This is a genomic window from Acinetobacter sp. TG2027, assembly GCF_000302435.1.
In the GTDB taxonomy this organism is placed as follows: Bacteria; Pseudomonadota; Gammaproteobacteria; order Pseudomonadales; family Moraxellaceae; genus Acinetobacter; species Acinetobacter pittii.
This window is the reverse complement of record NZ_AMJN01000061.1, coordinates 40,839-55,440: the sequence shown is the minus strand read 5'-3', so window position 1 is coordinate 55,440 and position 14,602 is coordinate 40,839. Positions and strand designations below refer to the sequence as shown.

Genomic DNA, 14,602 nt, shown 5'->3' with positions numbered 1-14,602 from the left:
GTCTAAAAAATTCAAAAATTTATTTGAGATGAACACCTGCCTAGGCAAATGTTCACATCTATAGTTATTTGTTTTCATTTCAAGTGAATGAATAAAGCTTATGGTGTAAGTGGATTCACTTTAATCACAAACTCTAATGTTGCACTTGCATTTGGTGCTAAAGGCGACTGTTCTGCTGAAACAGTACCTGTATAGCCATCAACATAACTTGATGTGTTCTGCAATGTTGCACTTGTTGCAAGTGGAGACACACCAGAGATTGCTTTCAAGGTAGTGTATGACGGCGTATTATCGCTAATCACCACATTCGTTACAGTTGCATTACCTTCATTGGTCGCAACAATACGGTATTTCACACATTCGCCTGGTTTGGCACTCACAGTGTTCTGTGTATAAGTTGCGCTTGTACCTGTTGTACAATCAACCAAAGCCTGATCCTTAACCAAACGTACCTGACCTTCAGTCACAGTGGTTAAGTCAGTATTAGAGATACTTGCGTGTGCAATACCAGTCACAGTTGCTGGGTTAATGGTGAAGATAACTGAACTTGGTGTTCCAGGGGTTGCATTGCTTGGCGCTTGAACCTTGATGAGGAAATTCACAGAAGCATTACGTGCAATCGACCCTGTTAGCGCTGCTAAATCATTACCTGTAACCAAGGTATCGGCTGCATCAATGTTACCGTCGTTATTCACATCGATAAACAAGCTGGTTACCCAACCATTACCAGATTGGTCATTGGTCAAGGTAAATGGCAAGCTACCTGGTGTTGCACCCTCATCAATATTACCTGTGTTGGTTAAAGTGTGTTTATAAACAACAGTACCACCTGGTGCAACTTGGCCAATGCGGTCATTTTGCAGACTTAACTTACGATCTGCCTGAACAGTCACCTTGTCCACCATCACATCGCTTAAGCCAGTCGCTGGTGAAGAAACCTTGAAGTAAACCTGTTGATCACCTGCTGGCGCATTCGCAGGAGGCGTTACTACAGCAACAAGTTTAATGTTACCGCCACCATTAATATTACCAGTATTGGTTAATGGTGCGCCTGTTGGGTTACCACTACCATCAGCCACATAGAATTTAACATCCCACCCTGCTGGTAATGCGTGTGCAGGATCAATAGCTAGATTAAAGTTATCACCTGTTACACCAGAATTATCAACTTGAAGTGGGAAATTCACAGCCTGGTTTGGTTTGGTACTACGAACATCAATGTCTAAACCAGTATCCTTACCAGATGCACCTGGCACTGAACCATTCGTATCTGAAGCATCACCGTTATGTAAGTCAACAGTTGCAGGCGTTACTTGGCTAATCACCAAATCTAACGTATCTTTCTTAGTTGCATCAGACTTAGGACTTGTGGTCAAAATCGCCTTAATAGCAGATGATGATGAATAACTTGCAGGTAATGTTACTTTTGCAACAAGGTTATACTTACCACCACTTGGGATAGAGCCTGTTGAAATAAATGGTGTTACACCATCAGCTTGATATAAGGTAACAATACTGCCTGCTGGTAAACCACCTGCCCCATCCGTACCTTTATCAACACTTACTGTAAATTCTTCACTCACATTACCCGTGTTATGAATAACGATTGGTTCACCACCTTGACCAGTGGCGCTAAATTCAGCAACTTCACCCTGCTTGATTGAAGCAATGACAATTTGGTTATCTTTTGCGGTTGCAGAAGTTTTTTCCGCATCTGCGTAAGCATCATTTTGGTTATCATTGATTGTACCTTTTTTGATGCTTAAGATATTTACGTCATTCGGGTTAGACGGCGTATCCCCTTCTGGACCTGATGGACCATCTGGGTCAACATATGCAGTGTTCCTGATCACGCCTGCTGGTGTATTTTGATCTACGCGAACCTTAAAGGTTAACGTACCTGTCGTATTTGGTGCTAGAGTTGGAATCGTTAAGGTTACAGTACCCTTACCAGATCCAGGAGTAGTTTCAACAAACTTATAACCATCAGCATCAACACCATCAGTTTGTGCCACGCCAGCAAGTTTTGCAGAATTAGCAACATAAGTTAAACCAGCAGGTAACATGTCCGTAACTGTAACATCAGTTGCTGTTGTGTTACCTGTGTTTTGGTAAACCAACTTATATTCAACTTCACGAGCGGTTGGACTAGCTTGGGTCGCATCAATCGCCGTTACGCTGGCAGATTTAATCACACTAATCACTGCACCGTTGGTAATTTTAACGGTGTCTGTATTTGTTGCTGTGAGTGTATTGTCTAAAGTACTTTGTGCAGTGATGGTTAATTTACCCAAATCACCAGCAGAAAGTGCAGCACCACCTGCACCAGTTGTTGGAGTGGTTGCCTGAACAATTAAGTTCACCGACTCACCTGCTGCCAAGGTAACACTTGTTACAGGAGTCTGGCTATCAGGAACACCATCCTTATTGGCATCAAGATAAACTTTTAAATTACTGAAGTCATATTGGTCACCAGAGGTAACATCTGCCACATTTACCGTGAACGTATCACTACCGTTACCCGTGTTGGTTAAGGTGTGTGATAAAGAAACCTGGTTGTTGGCATTGGCATTTGCTGTTCGGTCAGCAATCAACGTGAAACTTGCAACTGGCAATACTGTGGTGGTCACAATATTTGAAGATACAGTTTTAGTGTTTCCTGTGCTATCAGTATAGCTTGCAGATGCAATGTTACTGATATTTGTACCAGCGGCTGGTGCAGCGGCATGTGCAGATGAAATGAAAGCTGCGCTACCTGCAACCAAAGCAATAGAAGCCGCTAGCTGTGTGAGTTGTAGACGGTTTGACATTATTTTACCCCTTATATGTAAAATGCCAATTAGTTAGTTTTTTCACTATTTACACGTGTTTGAGCAGAAACCGTCATAGACTTTCCAGCTGGAAGCTCTGCAATGATCCAACGCAATGCACGATAATCTTTCAGTGGTACATTCACCATTTGATTACTCTCTTTGCGTTTTAAAGGCATTGGGGCAAAATGTGTACCATCAGTACTTGCTTCAGCATTTTCTGGCTGAGACTTTGCCAAAAATTGAGTTTCTACAGGTATCGGTAAAGTCGCTGCCAGATTCTTGATTTTTCCAGTGGTGTTATTGGTATAGGTTGCCCGATACTCAATCACATCATTGGGTTTTACCTTGGTCACCAGCTTTGAAGTTGGTTTCCCATCAGTGCCTGCACTGATCAGGAAAGTTTTGAGTTCTACTGAAACGGGCTCTTTTGTCGTTTTAGGCTCAGCGAATACACTTCCAGCCAAAACAAGAACCGCAGTACCAAGCAAACATTTCTTGTACATATTGTTCAAATACGCCATTCAATTATTCCTAGTCTTCTCTTTTATTTTTGAACAGTACACTTACCATCCAAAAAAACGTTAACTTTTTTTTATAAAAGTATATCAATAATCAACAAATTTGTTTGATTTACTTCACACTTTTACAAAAAATATTGTATTACTTTCAGCCAAACCAAATTCCATACCATCTTTCCTCACCGAAGCCCTTTGCACGTTTTTCAACCTACCGATCTGTGATAGGTTCTGTTTACTGACTAACACAAAATCTTAAAGTTCCTGTGGCTGATGGTTTTAGCAAACCTGTTAAAGTCCATTCAAGAACTTCTCCAGAACGTGTTGCATTACAAGTATTTCCACTTGGTGTTAGGCCGCAACTTAGACTGCCAAAATTAGTACCAGTTGGTAAACTATCTTTTACTTTGACATTCTGTAGGTTCTTCACACTATTATTTTTATAGGTGATCTCATACTCCAGATTTTGCTGTTTTGTGGCTTCGTTATTCACTAAAAAGCCTGAAGAATCAGATGGAGTTGAAGAACAACTGGTCACTGCACGTACTTTTTTTGTCAGTGTTAATCCTGCACTACCAATAAGTGTCACATCCTGACGTTGTTGGGTTTTCTGGTCTGTGAGGTTTAATGCACTCACAGCATAGCTTGCCTGTAGCGTTCCAATATGCTGTGCACCAGCAAAAATATTGGTCGGTGCAAATACACGTTGTACAAGACAGATATCAGTGTTTGGTTGCAACAACACAGTACCTGAGGCTGTTGGATCAAACACTGTTTCACCTGTATCAACGGTACCGTTACAGTTGGTGTCTTGGTAAACCAATGCCTGCCAAGGTTGATCATTGTTTGAGTTTGATTGGGTTTGTTCCAACTTTGTTACCCAAACAGGGGCCTGGGTACTTAAACGGTGTGGATAATCAGTCACTTCACCTGCGGTAATGGTATGTTGTCCATCTTCTGTTAGAAGTACATTGAGTTTAACATCGGCAAAGTTATTGTTTGGATAGCTGGTCGCACTTGTGTTTGCTACCGTTATACTATCGGCACTGACAGAAATATATTCAGGTAAATTCTGCTGAACAATACAAAATGATGATGGTAATAAGCTTTGTTCAATTGAGAAAGCATAATCACCATTTGCACTTGTCACTGTTGAAGCTAATTGTGTAGTACTACAGTTATTCAAACGAATTGTACTATTTGCAATCCCAACTTCACCTGCATCTTGTATGCCATTATATGCTTTACTCACATCCAGCGTTGTTCCGCTATTATCAACAAATACTCGTCCACTAATATCAACGTAAATAAGCTTAGTATTGGTAAATGTACAGGTAATATTGGCACCTTCTTTTATGCGAACAGCGGGAATCGTCACAATATTATTTACACGCGTCCAAAAAGTACCTGTATTACCTGTTACACCGCTATTTGCATCTACACAACTAACACCTGATAAAACATATCCAGCTAAAGCACTTTCTGTAAAAGAAACATCTGTATTCAACGTTTGCGCCCAAAGCTGTTGTGCAGAGGTTGCTGTGGTTCCTGCTGTCACCGTAGTTACAGAATCCGTGGTAACTGCTGTTGTACTATTTACAAGATTGCTAAGATTAATATAGTTAAATGTACCCGTGCCATTCACAGAGTTTTTAGCAATCTTAATTTTTGCACCATCAATAATATTGATACTTGCAGGGACCCCACTCGTAGTTACATTGTCATAGTTTGCAGTTGAACAACTACCACTAAGCGATAAACCAATCGGTCCATAACCACCTGCCGAATTTTCCGCATCGAGACCAGACGGATTATAAGTATTTCGATTGACAATACGATAACTGATTCGATGATAACCAGCACTTAACGGTGAGTTTGTGGTTACAGACACACCACCCGCCGCCCATCCATTCGTGCTAGCCACGATATTACCATCCACCATAATATATGCGCCATCATCCACGCCAACACTCGTATTTCCAATACAAACTGTTAATGTTTGCGAACTCGGAATATAAATCCCTGTGGTAAATTCCCAAGCACGGCGGTTATCGGCAGTCGGCATTGTAGGGAGTGATACCGTTCTTTCAGCAGCTGCCCCCATATTGCCAATAATGCGTTGGATCATGGGTGCAGCGGTGCTGCTAGATGCTAAATAAACCGAATCACCCAATGCTGGTCCACCATAGGAAAGATAAGCACCCGTCGGGCTAGTTTGGCTTGGAGGCCAAGCTGCTGCAAGTGAACTTCCCTGATTTACATTACTGCCTACAGGCGTACTTCCCCCAGTTCCTTCATAACCCACCCAAAAGGCACCATTGGTTGTTGACTCATTTTCCTGGTTGCTACCCCAAACTTTATACAGTGTTTCGCCTGCGCCACTACCTGGGTTAAATTCGTCACTAGATACTTTCACTGTTGCTTGTTGGGCAGTTCCCAAGGCTGAGTTACTGGCTGTACTGTAGGTCACAGATAGCTGTTTGGTTGCTCCATTTGGCATATTCCCCAGATTACAATTCCAGTTACTTCCACTTAATGTACAGGCGGAACCGCCGACAACACTTACAGAACTGACGCTAACTCCTGTTTGTGGTGCCGCAACATAGACCGCTTTAGCATTGGTTGCACTATCTGGCCCTTCATTTTTAATATTGATAGTCTGTGTGCCTACTCTTCCCCTTGTAATTGTTGGTAAATCTGGGCTTACAGAAAAACGAGCTTCCTTAACCGCTGGATCAGGTGTCGGGGCTACAATGATCGCATTGACTGAACTACTGACAGGTGTATTCGATGAGGTCGACTCAATCGTTGCTGTATTTGTCAGTGTTCCTGCATCTGTCGCTACACCCTGAATAATAATCTTACAGGTTGCTGTTGTTGCTCCCGTAAATAGCCCAGAGACACTCCAGCCTGCGGTATTATTGCCTGTTAATGTGGGAGTACAGGACGTCGCAATAGGACTGGACCCCCCTGTACCTTGTGTAGAGGTCGTACTAACAATAGAAACATTTTTTAAACTGACTGGGAGTGTGTCATTAAAAGGTAAATTTACAACTGTCCCACCCAATGTTGCACCTGATGGTGTATTGTTAGTAATTTCCAATTGATATTGCATTAATGAACCGAGAGGCACATTGTTCAACTGAGTTGATACAAATGTGCCTGTGTTGCCTACACGTTGACTTTTGACAAGGGCAATTGCACTATCAGCATCCATACTTGAGATGCCAAAAAAGAAAGCATCTGCACCATTGTTGGCCCATGCTCCACCACCATCCCCACGCACATAAATATCAAATGTTAATGAGGTAATTCCTTTACCTTTGATATAAACACTGCCACTAGCCCCACCACTTCCACTGGTAGCTGTAATTTTGGATGCATTATTAACAATATTATTCCCACTTACAGTTAACTCTTTACTCCCAGCCAAACGACTCATTACAGGTAATGTCGAAAGATTACTTCCTGTTAACGTAAACTCCGCAGCAAAGCCTAGACTACCTACTGTTGCCCCCATCCCCGCAGCTTGCAAAATAGGATTTGTAACAGGTCTATTAAAAGTTACCTGGATAGTTCCCATTTTTATTCTACTATTACTAGAGGCACTCGCAAGACTAAGCCCTCTAGTCATTAGAAACATAGCTACACCATAATTATTCGCAGCACTAATCCCGCCATTCGTACTTGAACAGGCTGACTCATTTACACAACCACTTGGCGCATTTTGTAAGCTTGCGGCAAACATTTGATCTTGACCACCACCAATTGCATTCAGTGGTCTAAGAATATTTTCTGCTGTTACATTTGTAGCATCTCCAGCTGCACCCATCGTTAACTCTGGTTTATTCGCCCCAGATTGACCAAAATAAGTTGCTGTATTATAAACGGAATTTGTAACAGTATAGCTAACGGTTGTTGTCGGCGTATAAGCCTCACTTACGTTATCTGAAGGGTTATTTCTATTAAGCAAAAACGTATGTGGTGTTGTATTTGCTCTTGGTCCTTGTTGCCCTGTACCAGAGCCTGCAAAAATCTCAATAGTTGGCGGTGCAGCAAAGCTAGGATTGCTTAGAATCAAACAACCCAATAACATAAACATCCAAATAAAAAATTTATTGATCATATTATTGACCTGCTGAATATTGAGTAATGCTTTTGCCATCATGATCTGCTTACTGCCCCACATAGCGCACCCCAAAACTAAATTCGTAACTTTGACCACCTATCACACTATTTAAGGTTCCACTCAATTCACCTGCACTATTCAATGACAATGGCGAAACACTTGCACATGCTGGTGTACAGGTAGGTGCTTTCGATAACACCGTATAAGCAGGTGTCATATCCCTAAAGGTAAATGTACTGTTAATTGTTGCGCCTGAATTATTTAAAATAACCTTGTATAAGACACATTGGCCTTGACCATTGCTTTGCTTACCAATAGTTAAAGCATTTGTTGTGTATGTTTCATCGGCTGTACCATCACAATTGAAATCTCGTGCTTGCAACTTTGTCAGGGTTAATTGTGACTGCTTGACTGTGGTCACGTCAGTAATAGAGGCAAAAACCTGATTGCTACTATCTGTTAAACTCACAATCGTTGTATTCGTCTGATTGAGATTGTTATTTGCAACATTCGTGACCTGTAGTAGCAGTTGAATTTGCTCATGAGCTGCCACTTTGCCACCTGGTAAGTCCGCCAATGTACGAATATTTAAATCCCCACTGCTGAACTTGCCATCCCCATCGACATCCAGAAATAGTACACTGTTAAAGCTAGACTCACTATTGTTGATGATAAAACCATAGCTCCCCGTAAAGTCTGTAGCAGCAGGGTTGGTCAGTAAATGACGATAGACCACTGTGCCCAAGGGTGCGACCTGAGCATGTAAATCTGGTGTAAATTCCAATTGGGGTACGGAATTGACACTTTGAATCGTTACAGCATTTTTAATCATGTCCTGAGCAGGGTTATCCGTACCAACAAAGCTGGTTGAGATCACACGGAAATAAATTGGTACAGTCACGTCTTTATTGACTTTATCCACTTCAACAACCGCACAGACAAGCTGGCTTTGACCATCATTTAAATAACGGGTTTTGCCAATTTCATTGCCTAAAACACTACAATCTGTGCCATTGCTTGACGCATAAAAACGCACACGGTTTACGCCTGCGGGTAAAGTCAGGCTAGAAAAATCACTGCTGGCATTTGCACTGAGCAAATACTCTGTTCCAACACTTGTATGTTTCACTATTAATGGAAAAATTACCTGTCCGCCAGTCACAGCATTATCACTGGATTTTACTGTTAGGGTTTTCCAAGCAGCGCCATTATTATCAACTGCACCATTACCCGAACCTGTATTATCAGCATTGGTTAAATCCACCAATTGTGAGACCAGAGTAGGATTTAAACTACCCTGATCTTTAATTGTGCCAGTTTTAGTGCCATCACCCAAAGACTGTGCCTTTGGTGTAACTTCAAAAGGTGTATTTGTGGTTACTGCATAACTACTTGGGAAACGAACTTTGACCACAACAGGAACACTGCTATTGGCAGCCAATAATCCCGTATCAGGAATACCATCACCATTACTGTCTAATAATGGTGTCACACCATCCGCACGATACAACTCAATTTGACTACCTGCTGGAAATGTACTGTTAGTTAAAGTGAGGTTAAAACGATCTGTGGTATTCCCTATATTCCAGACATAGTTGGTAAATTTAAGTTCACCACCCTGGGGAACCGCACTGGCCGTAATGGTATTGGTATTATCACTGACGTTGCTTGCACTACCATTCATTTTGACAGCATAGACTGGAGCAACATTTACAACTGCTGTATTACTTGTGTCTGTCGTTGGCCCTGTTACATTAATGACGTTCTCAATTTTCCCTGCAATGCTTTTATTAATTTTTACATTAAATTCGATATAGCCAATCGTATTCGCTGGAATATTGGTTAAGGTTGCGGTAACAACATTCGAGGTGACACTATAATTAATTCCTGTTGGATCGGCTGTTCCCCCCACTGCATCATATACAGTTACGCCATTCCATTTACCAGTATTTACTTCATAGGTTAAATTGCTTCCTAACGTGTCAGTCAAGGTTGCCGTTGGTACAATTGTGTTTGTTGGATTTTGATAATCCAGACGTATGGTGACCACATCACCATTTGCAGCAGTGATTTGAGAGAATTTTTTACGCACCACCAGAGTTGACTGGTCAGTTACAGTTGCCTTGTCAACATTGCTATTTGTTCCACTCGCGCCATTCGCAGATGTCACCATCAAAGTTAAATTTGCAACTTTTCCTGTGGTAATCGTATTCGGTATGCTTGCTGCAACAATTAGTCCAACTGACTGACCTGCACCCAATGTATAACCTGTAATCGCTGATCCATCGGGAATACCATCATTATTGGCATCCAGATAAACCATCAGGCTACTATTCACAAAATCAAAATCATCACCAGTGGGATTATTGCTTACAGTGAAAGTATATTGATCTGTCTCATTACTGGTGTTGGTTAAGATATGGTTAAAATAAACTGTCTGTCCCGCCACTACTGTTTTGTTATTGGCTGCCACCAAATTTAATGAGTACACAGGCAAAATCGTGGTTTGGACAAGATTTGAACGCGCCACCTGTACAACCGTTGAGCCCTCTTCGCTATATTCACCAACTGCCATGTTACTGATGATCGAGTTGGTTGCAGCCCAGGCCGATTGCTGGACCATCAACACGCACAGCAAGGTCAAGACCCAATTAAACAGTTTTGGGCGGTTATTATTTAGTGTATTGATCATCTTCATGCTCTAATATCCGCTCTGTTTATGGACTTACCCGAATAGAAAAGTACATGGAAGCCTGACCTTGTGGTGTAAGCGATCCCACACTGCCTGCAATTTGATCGTTATTTACAGCGATTGTGCCTTGACTAATAGATGGTGGTAAACCACTACGTAATTGGCTGTAAGCAGGCACAATATCATTAATCACAATATTACTAGCTGGGGTGGCGCCCTCATTTTTAATGGTTAAACGATAGCTCACACATTGATTTGGTTTTACTTGAAGTGGTGTGCTTCCGTAGGTTGCACTGCTTACCGTAGCTAAAGTTAAGGCACAGTTTTCATCTTTCGCCTGCTCTTTGGTCAAACGTAACTGGGTTGGATCTACCGTGGTCAAGTCAGTGTTTTGTAAATCATCCAAGGTCAGCCCCTGAATGGTATTGTTTGCTTTCACCACAATATTCGCCACACTAGACATACCATTGGTTGCCGTTGTTGGTGCCTGGACTTTTAAGAGAAGTTGAATTGAAGCTTGCGGCGCTAAACCACCTGTAATGATGGATAAATCATTAATCATTGGATCAGTCGCATCAATCACGCCATTATTATTGGCATCATGATACAAAGTATAAGTAAAGGTATCATTTGGGTTTTGCGGAATAACACGAAACGTGATCTGGCCTACTGCATTCCCCTCAACCACAGTTCCTGTATTCTTTAAGGTATGTAGATAGACAACTGTGCCACCAATATTGACCCGACCCTGCCGATCATTTGCCAGTGTCATTTGTCTCTGGATAATATCAACTTGGTCCTTAATACTATCCGCCTGTGCATTCATTGGGGATTTTATCGCAAACCAAATAGGAAGATTAGCCAAGTCTGTATTAGTGGGAACAGTGACAACAGCACAATATTTTTTGGTTGCACCCGCTGCTACATTGCCAGTACTGCTGATTACATTTCCTAGGCTTTGGCAATCATCACTCGTATCATAGAATTTCACTATCCACTGGGCAGGCAAACTGGTACTGATATTATTGACATCAATTTCAGCAACCGAAGCATATAAATTATAGCTATTCGTTACCGTACTCTTATTCTCTACAACCAAAGGAAATACGGCTGTTCCACCCCTAACTGCTGATTTATTTACCCATGCCTGTCCACCAGGTGATGTAACAGCACCTATACCAGTTCCTGAACTATCATTATTGTACAAGTCACTAGAACCTGCGGTATTGGTATTGTTTAATCGATTACGAGTACTATTGGCAATTGCTGTATCTGTAACTGAAGTTGCCTTAACATCAAAATCTAGTATTTCATTAGTCGCTGTAACACAATTGGCAGGGAAATAAACACCAAGCACAATTTTTTTCGATGCGCCTGCTGCCATCGAACCTGTATCAATAATACCGTCAGCATTACTATCTGTCAGTAAAGTACGCCCATCGGACTGGTATAAGCGTGTGACTGCACAACTTGGGACATTTGCACTTTTTGTAATGTTTAAATTATAGCTGTCTGTCGCCTGTCCTGTATTCCAAACATAATTATCAAACTGGATTTCTTTGGCTGCACCAGTAAATGTGTTTGATTTGGTGAGCAAGTCATTCGTTCCTCCATCAGTATTTCCAACAGAAGAGTTATTCAGTATCACCCCTAAGGTTTGCTGAACTGTAAAAATAACGGTATTGGTTGATGTATCTTTTAACAAGGTAGTTGTATTATTTTTATACTGTTTATAGTTAGCAGTGTTATTGATTTTTTCCGCTGCATTCGGATTAACTTTTACCTTAAAACTAAATGTACCTTTGCTTAACGCAGTAATGCCTGTGAGTTTAAATTCCACCTCACCACCCGCATATTTATAGTTCATAACTGACTCAGCAGTACTGCCTGCTTCATTGTCATTATCTACATCTGTTAATGTACTTGCGCCATTATTCCAAATAGCTGTTCCAGCTTGGTAACTTACACTGCTCGGCAAAGTATCACGGACAAATAGTTGACCTAGTGCAGTCCCCGTATTGTTATAAGTAAATGTATAGGTAACTTCTGTGCCTGTTTTACCTGTACTGATATTTTGAGATTTTGTGACCTGAATAACCGCATCATCAACCACTTTTGCAACATCTGAGACAGTGGCAGACACATTACCTGAATCAAGTTGACTGGTTGAAGTTAAGGTAAAGTTTGCAACATGACCTGCGCTAATGCTGTTGACTGGAATACTTCCCACCACAACCACAGCCACAGACTCACCTGCTTCTAAATTCAGAATTGCATTATTGAGTAAATTATTATTGTCATCAGGCTCACCATTTTGATCCCGATCCGCATAAACTGCGATATTTTCTAGATCAAACTGGTCATTTGTAAGTTGATTCAGTGTAATTTTATAGCTATCAGCAATATTTCCCGTATTGGTGAGTACATGAGGAAAATTGAGTTTACTGCCAATAGTTCCGATATTCTGCTGATTGCTTTGCAGGCTCAATGAGTAAATAGGCTGAACTGTGAGGATAACGGGATTGGAGTTGATGACTTGCAAGTTGCCTTGCTCATCATAAAAGTCACCACTCGCTATGTTAGTAATGCTACTTCCCGCCTTGGGTTGAGCAAAAACCACAGGGCTATAAGTAAAAATAAATAAACTAAGACAGCAGGCAAAAGAAACTCGTGAAATAACACTTCCCTTGAATCGACTTACCATATCCAATAACCCACTAAAATCATAAAAATAAATTCTTGTTGATGATTTTTTAACCAGAATACTACAGAAAGCCAACTTTTCATACAAAAATGTAGCAAGTCTATTGGTTTTTATCAAAAAAACCAACCAACACTCACTTAATTTTAAATCAGAGACCAAAAACACACTATTTATTATTAAATTTCGATTTTAAGTTAAAATTTAGAAGAATCCTATCACAATAAAAGCAAATATTTTATCTCTTTCAACACAGAAAATGACCTAGACGAATACTGTCAGTTTGAAGCATAAAACAAACATTCACTGCATAAAAATGTCATATCAATCATTAGACCTCCTGCAAAAGTAAAAACTGCCTCAATATAGATTTCTATTTATGGGGTCTTATCTGAAAAAAAGGAAAGGTTTGATGGAAGATTGGGCTAGGTTTTGTTTGATCCTAGACAAAATAATGGACCTTGCGGAGCAGTGCTCCTCACCCATCTAAAGATAACGTAACTTTAATCTTTGGAGATTCAAGAAATGGCTATCTTGCGCAGCAATGCTGCTCAAGTCCTGAATTTAAACAGCAAGCGATTGATTATGCACTTTCAAACTCCCACGAAGCTATAGCTGCAATCGCCCAGAAATTAGGTGTGGGTTATTCAACCTTAGACAAATGGATTCGTGAAGCCAATCCAGTGGGTTCAAGCAAACGTCAACTTTCACCAGAACAACAGCGGATCTTGGAATTAGAGAAAGAAGTCAAACAGCTCAAGGAAGCCAATGACATCTTAAAAAAAGCGCATGTGTACTTTCTAACAGATCATGCCAAGAAAAGTACACGGTAATTCAAGATCTAGATATGAATGAAGTCACCGTATCTTCTGCCTGTAAATACCTAGGTGTCAGCACTTCAGGCTATTATGCCTGGCGAAAACGTCAAGCCAATCCAGCACAGAAATATAATGACTTAAAAGCCGTATATTGGCAGCATCATGCACGATTGGGTGCACCTTCATTAGTACATGACATGCATGAATTAGATTACAACATGAGCGAACGTACTATTGGAAGGATGCTAAAAAAGCTTGGTTTACGTAGCAGGATTGCACGTAAATACAAGCATACGACTGATTCAAACCATCGTTTGCCTACAGCACCCAACTTGTTGGATCGTCAATTTACGGTCAATGAACCCAATAAGATCTGGACAACGGATATTACCTATATCCGTACTAAGCAAGGTTGGCTGTATTTGTGTGTGATGCTGGATCTATTCAGCCGTCGTATCGTCGGTTGGCAAATCAGCCATCGAATAGACCGTCAATTGGTGTGTGATGCGTTTCATTATGCAATGGCTCGTCAGGGGTATCCAATGGGTGTCATGGTGCATTCGGACCAAGGCTCACAGTACTGTAGTCGTGATTTTAGGACGCTATTATTGACGAATAACTGCGTTCAAAGTATGTCACGCAGGGGAAACTGTTGGGATAATGCAGTGACCGAAAGCTTCTTTCATACATTGAAAGGTCATGTGGTCCATGGCAGTGTGTTTGCCACTCGAAAAGAAGCGAATACTGTCTTGTTTGACTATATTGAGATTTATTACAATCGGGTCAGAAGGCATTCCGCAAACGGCTAGTTAAGCCCAGAAGCCTTTGAACAGAAATATTTTAAGAATTTAGAGGGATTTGTTGTCCACGATACTGTCTAGGATCAATTCAGCCAAATTTTCATTAGATATATTTTACAGGTACAGCTTAAAAC

The 14,602-nt window shown here is 41.0% G+C and carries 5 protein-coding genes and 1 pseudogene; 1 reads left to right on the top strand and 5 read right to left on the bottom strand.

Annotation, left to right across the window (positions count from 1 at the left end; translation table 11 throughout):
• Positions 1-98: 98 nt before the first annotated feature.
• From B806_RS0118295 to B806_RS0118275, 5 genes are all read right to left on the bottom strand, one after another.
• The gene (locus B806_RS0118295; RefSeq protein WP_004992769.1) at positions 99-2,810 is read right to left on the bottom strand and encodes a DUF11 domain-containing protein; all 2,712 of its coding nucleotides are present in this window, start codon (positions 2,808-2,810) and stop codon (positions 99-101) included.
• A gap of 29 nt (positions 2,811-2,839) precedes the next feature.
• Positions 2,840-3,334: a hypothetical protein gene (locus B806_RS0118290; protein WP_000323801.1), complete on the bottom strand. Its 495-nt coding sequence runs from the start codon at positions 3,332-3,334 to the stop codon at positions 2,840-2,842.
• Positions 3,335-3,563: 229 nt separating this feature from the next.
• Positions 3,564-7,517, bottom strand: a complete 3,954-nt coding sequence (locus B806_RS0118285; RefSeq protein ID WP_016654412.1) for an SdrD B-like domain-containing protein — start codon at positions 7,515-7,517, stop codon at positions 3,564-3,566.
• Positions 7,504-10,155, bottom strand: coding sequence for an isopeptide-forming domain-containing fimbrial protein (locus tag B806_RS0118280; protein WP_016654413.1), 2,652 nt, complete (start codon positions 10,153-10,155; stop codon positions 7,504-7,506). The genes B806_RS0118285 and B806_RS0118280 overlap by 14 nt, the downstream gene beginning before the upstream one ends.
• A 19-nt stretch (positions 10,156-10,174) precedes the next feature.
• Complete coding sequence (locus B806_RS0118275; protein ID WP_016654414.1) at positions 10,175-12,853, bottom strand: DUF11 domain-containing protein; 2,679 nt, start codon at positions 12,851-12,853, stop codon at positions 10,175-10,177.
• A 503-nt stretch (positions 12,854-13,356) separates the two neighbouring features.
• Between B806_RS0118275 and B806_RS19685 the strand changes: the two are divergent.
• Positions 13,357-14,549, top strand: a pseudogene (locus B806_RS19685) (IS3 family transposase).
• Positions 14,550-14,602: the final 53 nt, after the last annotated feature.

What these genes read in the sequence shown, in the direction of transcription:
- B806_RS0118295 (WP_004992769.1), bottom strand. Translation starts at nt 2,810, where the DNA reads ATGTCAAACCGTCTACAACTCACACAGCTAGCGGCTTCTATTGCTTTG.
- B806_RS0118290 (WP_000323801.1), bottom strand. Translation starts at nt 3,334, where the DNA reads ATGGCGTATTTGAACAATATGTACAAGAAATGTTTGCTTGGTACTGCG.
- B806_RS0118285 (WP_016654412.1), bottom strand. Translation starts at nt 7,517, where the DNA reads ATGTGGGGCAGTAAGCAGATCATGATGGCAAAAGCATTACTCAATATT.
- B806_RS0118280 (WP_016654413.1), bottom strand. Translation starts at nt 10,155, where the DNA reads ATGAAGATGATCAATACACTAAATAATAACCGCCCAAAACTGTTTAAT.
- B806_RS0118275 (WP_016654414.1), bottom strand. Translation starts at nt 12,853, where the DNA reads ATGGTAAGTCGATTCAAGGGAAGTGTTATTTCACGAGTTTCTTTTGCC.